Source organism: Actinomycetota bacterium (assembly GCA_035759705.1).
Lineage (GTDB): Bacteria > Actinomycetota > CADDZG01 > JAHWKV01 > JAHWKV01 > JAJCYE01.
This window is the reverse complement of sequence record DASTUJ010000191.1, coordinates 15,343-32,121: the sequence shown is the minus strand read 5'-3', so window position 1 is coordinate 32,121 and position 16,779 is coordinate 15,343. Positions and strand designations below refer to the sequence as shown.

The window sequence follows — 16,779 nt, the reverse complement described above, 5'->3', positions numbered from 1 at the left end:
CACGCTCGTTCACCACCAGCACCCGTGATGCCCGTGGTGCCTGCGTCGTCGGCCGGAATCAGCGGAACCCATCCTGTGATCCGACGCACAGACGCAATCTAAACCCCAAGTTGCCGCTTTCCGCCCGGCGCGGGTACGGTTGAGGTCAGCCAACACCGGCCGGAGCCTCCGGCGGTTGGGGCCGGCGGCCCTTTTGTAGTGGCAGGTGGCAAACCAGCCGAGAAGAAGGAGTTGTGATGCGCGTAGGAGTGTTGACCGGCGGAGGCGACTGTCCCGGCCTGAACGCAGTTATCCGGGGAATCGTCCGGCAGGGAATCAACCACTACGGCGATGAGATCGTCGGCTTCCGCTACGGCTGGAAGGGCCCCATTGAGAACCTCACCATGCCCCTCAACCTGGAGAACACCCGGGGCATCCTCCACCGGGGCGGAACCATCCTCCGCAGCTCGCGCACGAACCCGTTCAAGATCGAGGGCGGTGTCCAGAAGATCCTCGACCACATGGAAGCGAACAAGATCGACTGCCTGATCCCCATAGGCGGCGAGGACACCCTGGGGGCGGCCAACAAGCTGCACGGCGAGGGCGTCTCGGTCATCGGGGTGCCGAAGACCATCGACAACGACCTCTCCGGCACCGACTACACCTTCGGGTTCGACACCGCCGTCAACATCGCTATGGAGGCCATCGACCGCTGCCACTCCACCGGTGAGTCGCACGACCGCACGATCGTGGTTGAGGTCATGGGACGACACGCGGGCTGGATCGCCCTTCACGCCGGCATGGCCGGCGGCGCCGACGTCACCCTCATCCCCGAGTTCCCCTTCGACATCGACGAGGTCGTCGCCCACCTCAAGCACCGCCACGCCCAGGAGGGCGTCGACTTTTCGATCATCGTGGTTGCCGAGGGCGCGGTCCCCAAGGAGGGCGGCAGCTTCGCCACAGTCGGCGACGGAGAGCTGGACGCCTTCGGCCACGTTCGCCTCGGCGGGATCGCCCAGGCCCTGGAGAAGGAGATCGAGGACCGGACCGGCTTCGAGACCCGATCCACCGTTCTCGGCCACATCCAGCGCGGCGGCAGCCCCACCGCTTTCGACCGGGTGCTCGGCTCCCGGTTCGGCGTGGCTGCGATCAACGCGATGCACGACGGCGAGCGCGGCAAGATGGTCGCCCTGCGGGGCGCCGAGATCAAGACGGTCGACCTGGCGGAGGCCGTCGGCACCTTGAAGGTCGTTCCGCCCGAGCTTTACGACGTCGCCAAGGTCTTCTTTGGATAGCAGGTTTTTATCGTCGGCTAACCGCCTAGAATTAAATATGGACTTCCCCGGACGGTGCCGCCTTGACGCCTGAGCGCCGGGTGGTCGATCTTCGGTCGGACACACTGACCACCCCCACGCCCGAGATGCGCGAGGCGATGGCCCGCGCGGTTCTGGGCGACGACGTCTTCGGCGAGGACCCCACCACCAACCTGCTGCAGGAACGCGTGGCCGAGCTCTGCGGGACCGAAGCGGCCCTGTTCGTCCCCTCCGGCAGCATGGGCAACCTGGTGTCGCTGCGTTCCATGGCCAGCCCGGGCGACGAGGTCATCTGCCACGCCGACGCCCACATCTTCAACTACGAGGTTGCCTCCCTGGCGGCGGTCGGCGGCATCCAGGCCCGGCCGGTGCCCGGCCACTGGGGGGTGCTCGACCCGGAGCGCATCGCCTCGGCCATCCGTCCGGCGTTCGACACGTTTCCCAGGAGCACCGTGCTTGCGCTGGAGAACACCCATAACCTCGCCGGCGGCACGGTCTACCCCATCGACGACATCCGGGCCGCCCGCAAGGTGGCCGACGAGTACGGCCTCAAGATCCACATGGACGGCGCCCGCATCTTCAACGCCTCGGTCGCCAGCGGCGTTCCCGTGGCCGAGTACTGCTCGCTGGTCGACGGCCTGACCTTCTGCTTCTCGAAGGGGCTCAGCTGCCCGGTTGGCTCGATGGTGGTGGGTTCGAGGGACTTCATCAAGCAGGCCCACCGCTACCGCAAGATGCACGGGGGAGGCATGCGCCAGACCGGCGTGTTGACCGCGGCGTGCCTGGTGGCGCTCGACACCATGATCGACCGCCTGGCCGACGACCACGCCAACGCCCGCCGCCTGGCCAACGGAATCAAGAAGATCAGCGAGCACGCGACGGTGCCGGCGAATGTCCAGACCAACATGGTCCTGGTGAAGACCGAGCACCTGGGCTACTCCACCTCGGAGTTCGTCGACGCCATCGAGCTGGAGGGCGTGAAGTGCCTGGCCTACCAGCGGGGGACCGTCCGGATGGTCACGCACAAGGATGTCTCGACCGCCGACATCGACTACACGCTGGACCGCATCAACGCCATCACCCGCTAGCCCCTCGGTTCGATGAGGGTCGCCGTCACCGGCTCCAGCGGGTTCGTCGGCAGGGCTCTGGTCGCCCGGCTGGAGAGCGAAGGACACGGGGTGCTGCGGCTTCTGCGTCCCGGATCGCCGCCGGTCCCGGGCTCTGTCGAGTGGGACCCCGGAAGCTGGGCGATCGACATCAAGGCGCTGGAGGGCTTGGACGCGGTGGTGCACCTGGCGGGCGCGGGCATTGGGATCAGGCCGTGGACCCGCAGCTACAAGGAGAAGATCCTGCGGTCGCGGGTCGACGGCACCCGGCTGATCTCGGAGACCCTGGCAGGTTTGGACCGGCCGCCCAAGGTCCTGCTCAGCGCATCGGCGATCGGCTGGTACGGGGACCGGGGCGACGAGGTGCTCACCGAGAACAGCCCTCCCGGCACCGGGTTTCGGGCCGAGGTGTGCCGGAGGTGGGAAGCGGCAACCTCGCCGGCTGAAACGGCCGGCATTCGGGTGGTGCACCTGCGCTTCGGCATCGTCCTGGGAGCCGGAGGAGGGCTGCTGCCGGTTCTGGTGATTCCGGCGCGGCTCGGCCTGGGCACCCGGCTGGGTAGCGGTCGCCAATTCGTGAGCTGGATCTCGCTGGCGGATGCGGTAGGGGCGGTGGTCCACCTGCTGGCGGCAGACCGTGTTTCGGGCGCGGTCAACGTCGCGTCACCGGAGCCCGTGACGAACCGGGAGTTCGCACAAGCACTGTCTCAGACGCTCGGCAGACCGAGGATCGGCTGGGCGCCTGCCTGGTTCCTGAAGCTGGCGGCCGGGAAGGAGCGCGCGAAGGAGGTGCTTCTGTCGAGTCAGCGGGCGTTGCCGGAGAAACTTGTCGAGGCAGGCTACGAATTTGTGGACCCCGATCTGCGCCGTACATTGGGAAAGTGCCTGAAATGAGGGTTCTCCCGCGAGCGGCGCTTACTTGATCCACTGCCCGGCCGTCTCCTTGGCCGCCGCCACCGCGGAGCCCGACTGCTTTTGGGCCATCCGGCGCAGGACGACGGGGCCCACGGTCAAACCGAACGCCGCCCACAGGGAAAGGACCACCACGGTCTGAGGGGTTCTCCACGACCCGCCGATCTCCACCGCCGCTGCGGCCTCCGGGAGGAACGCCGACCGCATCCCAAGCGCCATCCAGTACATGGGGAACATCTGCCCAACCGCCCTCAACCAGCCCCACAGGGAGTCCATCGAGGTGAAAATCCCCGAGATTCCGGTGAGCACCAGGATCGGCAGCATGCCCCAGGTCCCCACCTTCTGGACGCTCGGAACCAGCGAGCCGACGATGATGCCCAGCGGCAGCGTCGCCAGCAGCCCGAGCACCACCACCCACAACATCGTGAACCAGCCGGCCGACCCTCGGTGCATGAGATCGTCGAACAGCAGAAAGCTTGGAATGAGGATCGTCGCCAGCATCGGAACGAGGTTGAGGGAGTGGTACAGCAGTTGTCCCGCCACGTAACCGAGCATGCCATTCGGCACCGCCTTTGCCCGAAGCAGAGTGCCGTCCTCCCGTTCCATGGCCAGCAGGTAGGCGGGCCCCACCACGACGGCGTAGGCGAGCAGGCCGGCAAGGATGCTCGGCAGGGCTACCGTCGGGAGCATGAGCCCGGTCCCCTCGACCTCGGTGTTGCGCCGGATCAGCAGGTAGGCAACCACGCCCACCCCCATGAGGACGTACGAGATCTGGTCCTGTGGGCTGCGCAGGCTCTGCGTGAACTCGGTCCAGCCTCGCCCCACACCGACCCGCAGGGCGTGAGCCTTGTGGTTCATGCCGACCGGGCCGTGTCGCTGATCCTCGGGAAGGGCTTGATGGAGAAGATGACCTCCACCGGCAGGTCGAAGAACTCCGCGATGCGCAGGGCCAGGTGCAGGCTGGGGCTGTACTCGCCCCGCTCCAGGTAGCCGATCGTCTGGTAGTGCACCCCCAGCGCGTCCGCCAGTTGCCGGCGGGTCACCCCCTGCTCCGCACGCAGCAGCGCGATGCGGTTGTGAACGGAGTCGCTTACCTGAGCCACTGACCTGCAGTCTCCCTGGCCTTCTCCACCGCCGAGCCCGATTGGCGTTGGGCCATCCGGCGAAGGACGATCGGAGCGACCACCAGCCCGAACAGGGCCCAGAGCGATAGCACTACGACCGTCTCGAGCGTCCTCCACGAGCCGGTGATCTCGACCGCGGCCGCCGCGTCGGGCAGGAATGCGGACCGCATACCGAGGGCGAGCCAGTACATCGGGAAGACCTGGGCGACGTTTTGCACCCAACCCCAGAGCGAGTCCATCGACGTGAAGACTCCGGAGATGCCGGCCAGCACCATGATCGGCAGCATCCCCCAGGTGCCGACCTTCTGGGTTCCCGGCACCAGCGATCCGATGATGATCCCCAGCGGCATGGTGGCCAGCAGGCCCAGCACGGTGACCCACAACATCGTCAGCCAGCCGGAGGCTCCTTTGTGCATCAGGTTGTCGAACAGGAAGAACCCCGGGATGAGGATCGAGGCGAGGGAGGGCACCAGGTTTGCCGACTGGTAGGTCAGCTGCCCGGTGACGTAGCCGAGCATGCCGTGGGGCACCGCCTTGGACCTGAGCAGGGTTCCGTCCTCCCGCTCCATGGCGAGCGAGTAGGCCGGTCCCACCACCACGCCGAAGGCGATCAGGGCGCCGAGGATGCTGGGCATCGAGACCGACGGCAGCATGAGGCCGGTGCCCTCTATCTCGGTGTTCCGGCGAAACCACAGGTAGGCGAGGGTGGCTCCGGCGGTCATCAGGTAGAACACCTGGTCCTGGGGGCTGCGCAGACTCTGCTTGAACTCGGTCCAGCCGCGGCCGAGCCCGACACGGATCGCGTGCATCTTCGGGCTCATTGCTCCGTCCCGGTCCGGGATCCGGCGCCGGCGAGGTCGAAAGGCACCACCACTTTGTCCGGGCCGCCGGCCTCGTGCTGCTGGACCATCGTGATGTAGGTGTCTTCGAGGCTCGCCCGCCGGACCTCCAGGTCCTGGATCAGCTCGCCGTGCTGCAGGAACAGGTTCCGCACGAAGCCGGTGGCGTCCGGCGTGGCGTGGACGAAGTGTTCGCCGTTGCAGCTCCACTTCACCTGGGCCTCACCGGCCACCTGGCGGGCCAGCTCATCGGCGCTGCCGTCGGCCACGATGTGCCCCCCGGCGAGGATCAATATCCGGTCGGCCAGCCGCTCCGCCTCGTCCAGGTCGTGGGTGGTGAGCAGGATTGTGGTGTCCTCGAAGTCGGAGAGCCGGTGGACAAGATCGTGGAACTCCCGCCTGGCCTGGGGGTCGAAGCCGGCGGTCGGCTCGTCCAGGAACAGCAGTTCGGGGCGGCCGATGATGCCGATCGCTACGTCGAGCCTCCGGCGCTGCCCGCCCGAGAGGGTCACGATCTTCTGGTCGGCCTTCTCCTCCAGACCGACCATCTCGATCAGCTCGTCGACGTTGCGCGGCCGCGGGCGGTCCGGGGTGGAGTAGGGCTCGTAGTAGCGGCCGAGGTGGTTCAGCAGGCGCCTCGGCGTCCAGCGAGGGTGGTCCCGCCAGGATTGGAGCACGACGCCGGTGCGGGCTCGCCAGTCCTCGTTGCCCTTTGCCGGGTCGGCGCCGAGAACCTCGACGTCCCCTGCCGAGCGGCCGCGAAAGCCTTCCAGAATCTCGATGGTGGTGGTCTTGCCGGCGCCGTTGGGGCCGAGGAGGGTGACCACCTCGCCTTTGTGGATGTCGAAGTCCACGCCGTCCAGGACGACGACCGGTCCGTAGGACATCCGTAGGTCCCTGACCCTGACTACATCCTCCGCGCCGATCATTTGTATGCCCCCATTCGATGGATAAGGGCATAGTACGACTACCTAAGACATAGCACAACTACTACATTCGTCACGCAATCCCGAGGTGCTTTCCCTTTGGGCCCCGTTAAACGCTCGCAGCGGACCCGGCCAGCCCTGCGGCGGCAGCCCACCGTCCGGCCTTGGATTCCAGCTCGGCCACCACGTCCTGTACCGACCTTGTGAACGCGGCTACGCCCGCCGTTTCCAGAAGCAGCGCCACGTCGTTCAGGTCGATGCCCACCTCCGCCAGCCGGTCGACGACCTCAACCGCCTCGTCGACGCCCCGGTCGATGGTCCGGGCAACCGTGCCGTGGTCTTCAAACCGGTCGATCGTGGCTTCCTGGAGGGTGGTGACGGTCCGGGGGCCGATCAGCTCGTCCACGTAGAGCGTGTCCGGGAAAGCGGGGTTCTTCGTCGACGTCGATGCCCAGAGCGGTCTCTGCGGTTGAGCCCCCAGTCCCGACAGGCGCTCCCACCGCGGCCCGGCGAACGCCTCGGTGAACATGCGATACGCCAACCGGGCCTGGGACACCGCGGCCCAGCCGCTCAGGTTGTCGCTCCGGTCGACGGCGAGCGCATCGAGGCGTTCGTCCACCTCGGCGTCGACTCTGCCGACGAAAAACGAGGCGACGCCGAAAACCGTCGAGGGGTCGCCGCCGGATGCGACAAACCGTTCGAGTCCGGAAAGGTACGCCTCGATGACCTCTGCGTAGCGGGCGAGGGAAAAGATCAGGGTCACATTGATGTTCCGGCCTTCGGCGACCATCGTCTCGATGGCCGGGATGCCCTCCGCGGTGGCAGGGATCTTTACCATGAGGTTGGGCCGTTCGATTCGCCGGTGCAGCGTTCGGGCGGCGGCTACCGTTGCCGCCGTGTCCCGGGCCAGGTCGGGCGAGACCTCTATGGAAACAAAACCATCCGCCCCCCCGCTTTCGTCGAATACCGGGCGCATCACCTCCAGCGCATCGGCTATGTCGGAGATCGCCAGTTCCCAGTAGGCGTCCTCAGCTGAGTAGCCTGCGGACGCAAGGGCCCGAAGCTGGTCGTCGTATTCCTCGGAGCCATGAATCGCCTTGGCGATGATGGTCGGGTTGGCGGTGACCCCCCGGATGCCCCGGCCGATCATGCGCTGCAGCGTGCCGTCACGCAGGTATCCCCGCGTCAAGTTGTCCAGCCAGGGGCTCTGCCCCTGCTCAGCGTAGAGCTGTTGAAGCCTGGTCATGGCGTCTCCCTTCGGCGATCTGTTCAAGCGGGATTTCGGGGTCGGCCAGCTCTTCAGTGGAGACGCGCCTCCGGCTCCTGATGAGGGCTTCGATGGGATCGTGGACCCTGCGAAAGCCGCAGTTCATCCCCGCGACAACCCGCCCGTCCTGCAGCCAGAAGGCCAGGAAGGTGCGTGACGCGGGGTCGCCGCGAAAGGCCATTCCGTCCGACTCTCCGGAGTGCCCGAGATACTCGATGCTGAGGTCGTATTGGTCGGAGAAGAAGTTGGGGACCCGATCGTAGACCTCGTCATGCCCGAGCATGTTCCGGGCCGCCGTGGCGCCCTGGTAGATCGCGTTGGCCCAGTGTTCAACCCGCAGGCGGCGGTTGTAGATCGGATGCCAGGCGGAGGCGACATCGCCGGCGGCAAAAATGGCGGGATCCCCCGTTCGAAGCCGCTCGTCAACCACAATGCCGTCCCCGACCCGGAGCCCGGCCCGCTCGGCCAGCTCGGTTCGGGGCTCGACCCCGATGCCGGCCAGAACCAGGTCGGCAGGGATGACCTCACCGGTGGTCGTTCTGACGCCCTCAACGGTGGAGTTACCGACGAACGACTCGATGCGGGTGTGGGGCCGGAGCTCAACGCCGTGTTCGGCGTGAAGGGTGCGAAAGACCCCGCCAACCTCAGGGCCCAGGACCTTCTCCAGAGGGGTTGCCCTCGGGTGGAGAAGAACCACGTCGATACCCATCTGCCGGGCAGATGCCGCCACCTCGGAGCCGATCCAGCCTGCACCCACGACAGCGAGCCTGGTAGCCGACTGAATCCGTTCGCGCAGCCGGTCCGCGTCGGCGACCGTTCGCAGATAGTGGATTCCTGCCAGGTTGCCGCCGGCTACCTTCAGAGTCCGGGGCCGGGCGCCGGTGGCGAGAAGCAGCCGGTCGTATTTCAGAATCCTGCCGGAGTCCGTCTCCAGCTGAGCCGGGTCGGCCGACAGCGCCGTTACCCGGGTGGAAAGCAGTAGCTCGATGTCGTTTTCGGAGTAGAACTCTTCTTGGGAAACGAGGATGGTGGCCCGGGCCCGTTCCCCCCGTAGGTAACCCTTCGACAGGGGCGGCCGGTTGTAGGGCGAAGCATCTTCGGAACCGATGAGGAGGATTCGGCCGTCGAACCCCTCTTTACGCAACGCCTCTGCCGCTTTGGCCCCGGCCAGCCCGGCCCCGACAATCACAAAAGTTTGCGTTTTGCTCAATTGGTCCTCCTGGATCTGTCTCGTCCAACGATCGGCCCCGTCCGGGCGGGAGACTTCCGGGGAGCCGGCAATCGCTCCGCCCTGATGGTCTCGAGATAGGCAACGTCGTCCGATTCGATCTGCTCCGCCTCTTTGAGGATGCTTTCGAGCTCGTCCGCAGGTATCACCACCGCACCGCCGGAGTCGGCGTAGATGTAGTTGCCCGGAATGATGCCGACGCCCCCGACGACAACGGGAACGTTGGCCTGGAACGGGGTGACGGCATCGCCGCCCCACCTGGTGGTCTCTCCCCGGCAATAGGTCGCAAACCGGTAGCCGCCTAGTTGCTGAAAATCCCTCAACCGCCCATCGGTGAGAACCCCGGCGAGGTGGTGGTTCTCAACGCGGGAGAGTTTGGTGGCGCCGCCAAGCGACGTCTCGGGGTACCCGTTGCTTGCCAGCACAAGGACTTTCCCCGCAGGCTCCGCTCCCACCGCTTCGTAGAACAGGCCGGCAAAGTTGACCTTGTCCGGATCCGTGGATGCCGAACAGGCGGGGAAAAACGAGATCGTCACCGCCGGGCCGAACAGCACCCTACCGGGCGTCGGACTTACCAGATCCAGGATGTGGCACCGGTGCCTGTGGAACCGGCCCATCGCATCGACCAGGGCCGCCGATGAAACTCGGCCGACCACCTCCAACGTCTTGTCGCCTGCTCCTGTGCTCGCCATGACGTCAATTCTAAAGGAAACAAGTGCTTACGTTAGCGCCACCGAAGGCTCTAAAACCTAAAATAGTTGGTATTATGGGAGCCTATAGGACGGCCCGTTCACGGCTCGGCAGTTTTCGAGATGGAGGGTTGAAGATGAGTACCAAGGGCATTCGGGCGACCGGCTTGCACGGCTTGCCGAAGCGCAACCGCACCTATGCTGCTGATCGTAGGTGCTCCCACCCGGGATGTATAACCAAGCTGTCGGCTTACAACCGATACGACGCGTGCTACGTCCACGCTCAGATCTACGTCCCCCGTCTGCGCGGAAAGAAGGTGGCTTGATGCCCGAACCTCGCACGGCGGCAGAGGTCGTTTCAGGCGCGCAGGAAGACGAGGGGATCAATGTGATCGGCGCGCAGGAGCTGCGGGAGAAGCTGGTCCGAGGCGACCACTTCAAGCTTGTGAACGCTTTGGGAAACTGGGAGTTCGAAGCGAAGCACATTCCGGGCTCTCTTCACCTGCACACCGTCGAGGAGGCCGTCCGGGAGCTCTCCGTCGACGACGAGATAGTTGTGTACTGCTCAAACCCGTCGTGCCGGGCAAGCTCGGAGCTGTACAAACATCTCGAGGAGCGGGGTTACCGCAACCTGCGCCGGTTTGCCGGCGGGATAGTTGCCTGGGAGGACGCGGGTTATCCGCTCGAGGGGAAGTGGGTCAACTAGGCTTCGTCGAACTCCGGGGGGTACCTCACGGTTCCCTTCATATCCTCCCGGTAGGCGCTTAGGGTCTTGACCATGAAGGCGTCGTCGGGGATGTCCGGCCAGGGCGAGGTGATGCCGAGCGTGCTCGCCCGCACGAACCCGAAGCGCGGGTAGTACTCCGGGTGCCCCAGGACCACTACCAGCGGCTCGCCGCGCTCCTCGGCGATCGCCAGCCCCCTGCTGATCAGAGCGCTTCCGATGCCCCGCTTCTGAAACGCCGGGTAGACCGAGACGGGGGCCAGGGCCAGGACCTTCGCCGGCGGGTCCGATTCAAGGGTTACGTGGGTGAACATGACGTGCCCCAGAATGACCCCCGACTTGTCCGCAACCAACGAGAGTTGCGGGACGAAGCCGTCGGTGTCCCGCAGCTTGTCGACAAGCTCTGCCTCGGCTCTCCGCCCGAAGGCGGCGGTCACCACGCGGCGAGTTTCGGGGTGGTCCCAACCGTTCTCAGCTCGAATGCCGATGGCCCTACTCCTCCAGCAGCTCGCCCAGGTCGCGGGCGTTTTGGACCGCGTAGTCCTGGTAGCAGTTGTTCATGAGCACGTGAACCTCCTTCGCCTGGTTCGCCAGCTCTTTGAGCTTCGGAACCCAGGGCAACAACTCCTCCTGAGTGTACTTGTAGGCGAATCGCGGGGTGGCGATCTCCTGCGGCTTGTCCCACTGCTCGGTGTTGCGCCCGTGGAAGCGGACGTACGCCAGGTCCTTGGCGGTTGCCGCCGCCACCGGAGGCATGCTGGAGCGGAAGCCCTGCGGCATGTCGACGCTGGTAACCGGGATGTCGTGGCTTCGGAGGAACTCGAGGGTCCTCTGAAGGTTTCGCTCCTCGAACCACAGCGAATTACGAAACTCCACGGCGATCCGGAAGTTGTGCAGCCGCTCCTGGCACTCGACGATGTAGTTGCGGCTCTCGGTCCCCGGCATGAACCACTCGGGGTACTGGAAGTGGATAACCCCGAGCTTGCCGGTTGAGTGCAGCGGCATGAGGGATGCGGCGAACCGGCGCCAGACCTCGTCCATGGTCTCGTCGGGCAGGTGGCTGGCGTACAGGAACTTGCCCTTGCGTTCGGTGGCGGTCTCCCGGAGGTCGGGCGCCAGGGAGTTGGGCCGGGTCGGGTGTTTGGTGAGTAACGACCAGGCCTTGATGTGGAACGTGAACTCGTCGGGCGTTCGGTTCACCCAGGCGTCCACCGCCTGATCGGAGGGCGGGTAGTAGTAGGTGGAGTCGACCTCGACAATCGGGAAGTTGTCGGCATAGAAGCGGAGGCGGGACTCGGCGTTGTTCGCCTCCTTCGGATAGAACTTCCCGCTCTCGATGAGGGTCTTGTCGGTCCAGGAAGCGGTCCCGATGAAGATGTTCTTGGAACCCGGCACTCAGCGGAGGACTGGACGGCCTTCGTCGTCGACCAGCACGTAAGCCAGCCCGTTCTCTACCTTGATAGCCGTCTCGGCGGCCTTAAGCCGGGCGGCGGCCTCCAAAACCGGGTTCGGCGCAGGCTTGTCCTCGTCGAGGTTGAGGTCGATGCTGAGGGGCTTCCAGTCCTCTTCGTCGTCGACGAAGATCTGACGCCCGTTCGAGGGGGGTTCGGGCGCAGGCTCCGGCTCGGCCGGCGCTCGGTGTTCCGGCGGCTCCACGGGAGCGCGGACCGGCTCGACCTCACGCACCCGCGCCTGGGCCCAGGGGTCCTCGGCGGGGGCTTCGGGGGCAAACTGGGGCTGCCGGCTCCAAGGCTCGGGTGCCTGCTGCGCGGGCTCCGGTTCGGGTTCCCGGCCCCACGGTTCGGGAGCCGGCTGTTGCGAGGCGGCGCGACGGTCGTGTTCCTGGCCCCAGGGGTCGGTCGCGGGGTGTTCGGCGCTGGGCTCGCGGTGGGTCCACTGCTGTTCGGCGACCGGCTCGGGGGCGGATGGACGCTCGTGCTGCCAGGGCTCGTCTCCCCACTGGGGCGGGGGTTGCTGCGACTCCGCTTCCGGAGGTTCGGCGGCCCAGGACGGCTCGGCCGGCCGGCGGGTCTCACCGGGCCAGGGAGTGTCGGGAGAGGTCCAGTCGGTTACCGCAACCTCCTCGGCCTCCGGGGCATTTTCCGGCCAGTGCTGTTCGAGGAGCTGGGTCTCCTCGACCGGCGGGATGTCCTCCGTGGGCCACGGATCCCGCTTCCACCTGCGCCGGGACTCCTTCGGGGCGGGCCATGCGTCGTCGGCCAGCCACGCCTCCTGGGCGCCGCCGGTCTCTGCGACCTCTTCGGCCTCAGCCTCGGGCTGGTCGGTTTCCGAATCCTGCTCGGCGGCGATGTCGTCGGCGGAGGTGGGGTCCTGGAACATCGAAAGCTCGATGTACGCGGGCAGCTCAGGATCTCGGTTCGGCGCGCTGGTGTCGGAGGCGCCGGCTGCGTTGAAGCCAAACGGCCACTGCCCGGACTCGAGGGCGGTGTCCTCCGGGACCTTGTTGCCGTGGCCGTTCCCGTTGCCGAAGAAGGGCGAGGCGGGCGGCACGAACGGTTGCCCGGGCGGGGTTGAAGCCGGCCCGGACTGCGCCGGCGGCTCGGGTGCCGGCTCGGGCGCCTTGGGACCCCAGTTGCCGAACGAAGGTGTGGCGGGCGGGCTGAAGGACGCCGGGGGTGCCCATGGCGAACGGTTGGCAGGCCCGGTTGCCGGGGTGGTGGGGTACCTGGGCGGTGCCGCCGGGGGCGCTGAGGTCGGCGGGGTGTAGTTGAACGGGGCCGTGAAGCGCGGCTTGGGCGGCGCTACCGGCTTGGGCGGAACGGGGGGCGGCGGGACGGCGGCCTGGGGTGCTTCCTTCGGCCTGGGGGGCTTGAACAGGCCCTTTTTCTCCTTCTTGGGCTTCTCCCGGGCGGCTGCCGGGGGCACCAACGGCGCCGGGGCGGCGGGAGGCGGAGCTGCCGCTGCGGGCTTGGGAGACTTCTCGGGCTTCGGCGCCTTCTCCGGCTTGGCGCGGCCCTTCTTGCCGAAGCGGCCCGATTTGGGCTCCTCGAAGGGGGCGGGTGGGGGGAAAGCAGGCAGCGACGGCCCGGCCTGCGGGGCGGGCGGACCGGAGTCGGGTGGCGGGAACGATTCAGGTGCGAAGCCCGGAGAGGTGGGGTAGCCCGGGTCCGGTCCGCGCGCGGGCTCGGGTGGGCCTTGGGGAGGCTTGTTCGAAGCCGACATCATCGACTGGTGGCTCATCCTGCCCCCGCCCATCTCACCGCCGCCGAATCCGCCCGACCCGGTGCGGGCCGAAGCCTGCGCCAAGGCCGGGTGCTCAGTCTCGATCAGGGTTGGCTGGAACTGGCGCTCGTCTTCGAAGACCGGGGGCGACTCCTGGCGAACCGGGCGGGGCCGGGAACGCGGATGGTCCGGCTCGAAGAAGGTGGCGGGGTCGATCAGGACCGTAGGCTCCGGCAGGTCGGGGACCGGCCTAAGGGTTGGGCGTTGGAACTGCCTGGTCGACTTCGGCTTCGGCTCGTCCCATGGGTCGCCGTCCCGTGCGGCCCGAGGCTGCTCCCACTCGCCGGTGGTCCTGGCGGGGGTGGCGCCGGGGTTCATGATGCGCACCTCGGAGGACCCTGAAGGGGCGGGGGGTTGGAGGGCACTGGGCACGTCGAGGTCAAGGCTCTTGGTCGAAGACCGGAACCTTTTTATGCTTTTGAAGGGATGACCGGGGGAGTTACGGGCAGTCAAGCCGAGTCCAATAAAGAACACGAGCCACAGCGCGCCCGCAATCATCCCTGTTGCGAAGCCCGTCACGCTCGCCATTCTAGCGGAAATTGCCTCAATCGGACTCTCTTTACTACTTGTTGACTCCTGAGACACAGCTTGACCGGACCCGGATTTGAGCATACGCTTAAATCAAACGTTTAACAGCGGAGGAGCCTCATGACGCCGGAATCGATGGAGCGGGTACTCGACCGGGCCGAAGCGGCAGTCGCCCGGGGTCTTCCTCTGGACGGCACGGGGTTCTGGAAAGCGGTCGGCGCGGCCCGCAGAGACTTCTCTCTGGCCGATCGGTACGCCGAGCGCATCGCAGCCGTCGACCGTACCGCGTTCGAGAACGGGGTGAAGCTCCGGGTTCCCGCCGCTGCCGGAACGGCGATTCTCGCCGGGGCCTCCGCGGCCGGGGTGGCCGCCCTGGTGCTCGCCGAGGGCATCGACAACCGTTTTGTGCGATCCGTAGTCTTCCTCGGCGCTCTGGGCGCCCTCGAGGTCGGTACCCACAGCCTCGCCCATTGGGCGGTCGGCCGGGCGATGGGGATGCGCTTCACCTACTACTTCCTCGGGGGGCCCCCGCCGCCGCGTCCGGGGGCGAAGCTGGACTACGCCACCTACCTGAGGGTCCCGCCCACGCAGCGGGCGGTCATGCACGCCAGCGGCGCCGTGGTCACCAAGATCCTCCCCTTTGCCCTGATCCCGGCGGCCCGCTCGCTGGACCTGCCCGCGTGGGTGACCTGGCTGCTGGTGGTGATCGGCATCGGGCAGATAGTCACCGACTTCCTGCTGAGCACGAAGTCGTCGGACTGGAAGAAGGTAAAGCGGGAGCTCAAGGCTGCAAAGGGCTGGACGAAGAGCTAATACTCGGCGACGCCCTCGGTCGGGCTGGAAGCCTCGGCGAACAGGCGTTTCGGGATTCGGCCCGCCTCGTGCGCCAGCCGGCCGGACTCGACCGCCATCCGCATGGCCCGCGCCATGCTTAGCGGGTCCTTCGCCCGGGAGATCGAGCTGGCGACCAGCACCGCGTCACACCCCAGCTCCATCGCAATCGTCGCGTCCGAGGCGGTTCCGATACCGGCGTCCAGCACCACGGGCACGCCGGCGTTCTCCAGGATGATCGCCAGGTTGTAGGGGTTGCGAATTCCGGCCCCGCTGCCGATCGGCGATCCGAGCGGCATGACTGCAGCGCAGCCGACCTGCTCCAGCCGTTTGGCGAGGATCGGGTCGTCGTTGGTGTAGGGCAGCACGATGAACCCCTCGTCGACCAGCGTCTCGGCGGCGGCCAGCAGCTCGGGGCCGTCGGGGAGCAGGGTGCGGTCGTCGCCGATCACCTCGAGCTTGATCCACTCCGTCCCCAGGGCCTCCCGGGCCATCCGGGCGGTGAGGACTGCGTCGGCGGCGGTGAAGCACCCGGCGGTGTTGGGGAGGACGTCGCATCCGGCCGCCTCGATGACGTCCAGGATCGACCCGCCGGCCACCGGGTCCACCCGCCGCATGGCGACCGTGACCATCTCGGCGCCGGTCTCCTTAAGGGCGTCCCCCATCACCTGCAGGCTGGTGAAGCCGCCGGTGCCGAAGATCAGGCGCGACTGGAAGACCCGTCCGGCGATCTGCAGCTTCTCGCGCACCTAACCTCCCTGAACCGCTCTTAGAACCTCTACCCGCATGCCGTCCGAGAGGGCGAACTCTCCCCACTCGCTCCGGGGGACCACCTCACCGTCGACTGCGACGGCCACGCCGCGTGCCGCCTCGAATCCAAGTATGCCAAGGACGTCGGGGATCGACGCTCCGGCGCTCAACCGGTGCTCCTCACCGTTGAGCTTGAGCTTCATCGGGCGAACCGGTGGGGGTCGAACGGAGCCAGCTCGGGCGGCAGCTCGCCCTTGGCGAGCAGCTCGGCGATGCCGTCGGCAGTCACCGGCGCCAGCAGCACGCCGTTGCGGTAGTGGCCCGTGGCGATCGCAATCCCCGGCTCGATCAGACCCAGCAGGGGAGCGTTGTCGGGAGTGGCGGGGCGGAGGCCGGCGCCCACCTCACCGATCTCCATCTCGCGGATGCCGGGCACCAGCTCGTCGGCCGCCCGGAGCAGCTCGAAGACCCCCCCGGCGGTCGGGGCCGTGTCAAAGCCCTTCTCCTCAACCGTGGCTCCCACGACGACCTCGCCCCCCGGGCGGGGGACCAGGTAGACGTCCTCGCTGCGGACGGCGTGGCTGATCGGCGCGGGTAGCGACGCCGAGGGATTCAGGCGCAGGATCTGACCCTTCACCGGCCGTATCGCTTTGGCGATGCCGGCGGGAACGCCCGGCACCAGGCCGGACCACGGCCCGGCGGCCACCACGACGGTGCGGGTCACCAGCAGCTCACCGGTTGCCAGGGCGACCGAAGGCTGGGCGCCTCCGGTGACCTTCGTCACCTCGACACCGTGACGGATGGCCGCCCCGGAAGCCTTCAAAACGGTCCGCAGAGATTCCAGCACGGCCCGGGGGTCCACGGCCCAATCGCCCCCGGCGAGGATCCCGGCCCGGGTCGAGGGGTGCAGGGCCGGCTCCAGCCGGCGGCACGCCATGGAGGAGAGCCACTCGACCTCCAACCCCAGCTCCTGCTGGTACTCGTAGAGCCGGGAGAGGGCTTCGGACTGGTCGCGGTCCAGGGCGGTGTGCAGGATCCCGCGCCGGTGGTCGGCCAGGTTGACCCCGGCGGCGAAAGAAAGCTCCTCGGCGAACCCCTTCCAGCGCCGGGCACCCTCCAGGTTCAGCCGGAGCAGGTCGTCCTCGCCGAAGGTCGTCTCGGTGACCGGGGCGAGCATGCCGGCGGCGACGGTCGATGCCGCGTCCGGAGGGTCGGACCGGTCGAGGATGAGAACCGACAGGCCGAGCTGGGAGGCGCGCCAGCCGATGCTGAGCCCGATGATCCCGCCGCCGACGATTATGGAGTCGTAGTTCACTCCAT

General features: G+C 67.3%; 18 protein-coding genes. 5 read left to right on the top strand and 13 right to left on the bottom strand.

Translation table 11 applies throughout. The annotated features are described in order from the left end of the window. Positions 1–236 precede the first annotated feature (236 nt). The 3 genes from VFV09_13325 to VFV09_13315 all read left to right on the top strand — a co-directional run bounded on the left by VFV09_13325 (position 237) and on the right by VFV09_13315 (position 3,292). Positions 237–1,274, top strand: coding sequence for an ATP-dependent 6-phosphofructokinase (locus tag VFV09_13325; protein ID HEU4868691.1), 1,038 nt, complete (start codon positions 237–239; stop codon positions 1,272–1,274). A gap of 62 nt (positions 1,275–1,336) precedes the next feature. Beyond that, positions 1,337–2,380, top strand: coding sequence for a threonine aldolase family protein (locus VFV09_13320; protein ID HEU4868690.1), 1,044 nt, complete (start codon positions 1,337–1,339; stop codon positions 2,378–2,380). 12 nt (positions 2,381–2,392) lie between these two features. Then, on the top strand, positions 2,393–3,292 hold the full coding sequence (locus VFV09_13315) for a TIGR01777 family oxidoreductase (GenBank protein ID HEU4868689.1): 900 nt from the start codon (positions 2,393–2,395) through the stop codon (positions 3,290–3,292). A 21-nt stretch (positions 3,293–3,313) separates the two neighbouring features. Here the strand turns inward: VFV09_13315 and VFV09_13310 are convergent, their stop codons facing one another. From VFV09_13310 to VFV09_13280, 7 genes are all read right to left on the bottom strand, one after another. Beyond that, complete coding sequence (locus VFV09_13310; protein ID HEU4868688.1) at positions 3,314–4,168, bottom strand: ABC transporter permease; 855 nt, start codon at positions 4,166–4,168, stop codon at positions 3,314–3,316. After that, complete coding sequence (locus VFV09_13305; GenBank protein HEU4868687.1) at positions 4,165–4,413, bottom strand: helix-turn-helix transcriptional regulator; 249 nt, start codon at positions 4,411–4,413, stop codon at positions 4,165–4,167. Before VFV09_13305 ends, VFV09_13310 begins: the two co-directional genes overlap by 4 nt. Next, a complete protein-coding gene (locus tag VFV09_13300) occupies positions 4,401–5,255 on the bottom strand; it encodes an ABC transporter permease (protein ID HEU4868686.1) in 855 nt (284 codons plus the stop codon). The genes VFV09_13305 and VFV09_13300 overlap by 13 nt, the downstream gene beginning before the upstream one ends. Continuing rightward, positions 5,252–6,202: an ABC transporter ATP-binding protein gene (locus VFV09_13295; protein HEU4868685.1), complete on the bottom strand. Its 951-nt coding sequence runs from the start codon at positions 6,200–6,202 to the stop codon at positions 5,252–5,254. Before VFV09_13295 ends, VFV09_13300 begins: the two co-directional genes overlap by 4 nt. Before the next feature lie 106 nt (positions 6,203–6,308). Then, positions 6,309–7,445, bottom strand: coding sequence for a transaldolase (tal, locus tag VFV09_13290; GenBank protein ID HEU4868684.1), 1,137 nt, complete (start codon positions 7,443–7,445; stop codon positions 6,309–6,311). Further along, positions 7,417–8,676, bottom strand: coding sequence for an FAD-dependent oxidoreductase (locus VFV09_13285; protein HEU4868683.1), 1,260 nt, complete (start codon positions 8,674–8,676; stop codon positions 7,417–7,419). Before VFV09_13285 ends, tal begins: the two co-directional genes overlap by 29 nt. After that, entirely contained in the window at positions 8,673–9,386 is a 714-nt protein-coding gene (locus VFV09_13280) for an RraA family protein (protein HEU4868682.1), read from the bottom strand. The genes VFV09_13285 and VFV09_13280 overlap by 4 nt, the downstream gene beginning before the upstream one ends. 322 nt (positions 9,387–9,708) lie before the next feature. Here VFV09_13280 and VFV09_13275 point away from each other — a divergent pair, with 322 nt between their 5' ends. Further along, complete coding sequence (locus VFV09_13275) at positions 9,709–10,089, top strand: rhodanese-like domain-containing protein (GenBank protein HEU4868681.1); 381 nt, start codon at positions 9,709–9,711, stop codon at positions 10,087–10,089. On the opposite strand, the gene VFV09_13270 is transcribed toward VFV09_13275, so the two are convergent. The 3 genes from VFV09_13270 to VFV09_13260 are packed head-to-tail and all read right to left on the bottom strand — an operon-like array spanning position 10,086 to position 13,668. Further along, positions 10,086–10,589: an N-acetyltransferase gene (locus VFV09_13270; GenBank protein HEU4868680.1), complete on the bottom strand. Its 504-nt coding sequence runs from the start codon at positions 10,587–10,589 to the stop codon at positions 10,086–10,088. The genes VFV09_13275 and VFV09_13270 overlap by 4 nt on opposite strands. 10 nt (positions 10,590–10,599) lie before the next feature. Further along, positions 10,600–11,502: a DUF72 domain-containing protein gene (locus VFV09_13265; protein ID HEU4868679.1), complete on the bottom strand. Its 903-nt coding sequence runs from the start codon at positions 11,500–11,502 to the stop codon at positions 10,600–10,602. Further along, positions 11,503–13,668 carry a hypothetical protein gene (locus VFV09_13260; GenBank protein ID HEU4868678.1) on the bottom strand — a complete coding sequence of 722 codons (2,166 nt, stop codon included), beginning with the start codon at positions 13,666–13,668 and terminating at the stop codon, positions 11,503–11,505. It abuts the gene before it with no gap. Between the two features lie 330 nt (positions 13,669–13,998). Here VFV09_13260 and VFV09_13255 point away from each other — a divergent pair, with 330 nt between their 5' ends. After that, positions 13,999–14,691, top strand: a complete 693-nt coding sequence (locus VFV09_13255) for a hypothetical protein (GenBank protein ID HEU4868677.1) — start codon at positions 13,999–14,001, stop codon at positions 14,689–14,691. Here the strand turns inward: VFV09_13255 and VFV09_13250 are convergent. The 3 genes from VFV09_13250 to thiO are packed head-to-tail and all read right to left on the bottom strand — an operon-like array spanning position 14,688 to position 16,774. Further along, the gene (locus VFV09_13250; protein HEU4868676.1) at positions 14,688–15,458 is read right to left on the bottom strand and encodes a thiazole synthase; all 771 of its coding nucleotides are present in this window, start codon (positions 15,456–15,458) and stop codon (positions 14,688–14,690) included. The two genes, VFV09_13255 and VFV09_13250, sit on opposite strands and share 4 nt — an antisense overlap. Beyond that, positions 15,459–15,662 (bottom strand): sulfur carrier protein ThiS, encoded by a 204-nt coding sequence (gene thiS / locus VFV09_13245; protein HEU4868675.1) that lies wholly within the window; start codon positions 15,660–15,662, stop codon positions 15,459–15,461. Next, on the bottom strand, positions 15,659–16,774 hold the full coding sequence (gene thiO / locus VFV09_13240) for a glycine oxidase ThiO (GenBank protein ID HEU4868674.1): 1,116 nt from the start codon (positions 16,772–16,774) through the stop codon (positions 15,659–15,661). The genes thiS and thiO overlap by 4 nt, the downstream gene beginning before the upstream one ends. Positions 16,775–16,779 lie beyond the last annotated feature (5 nt).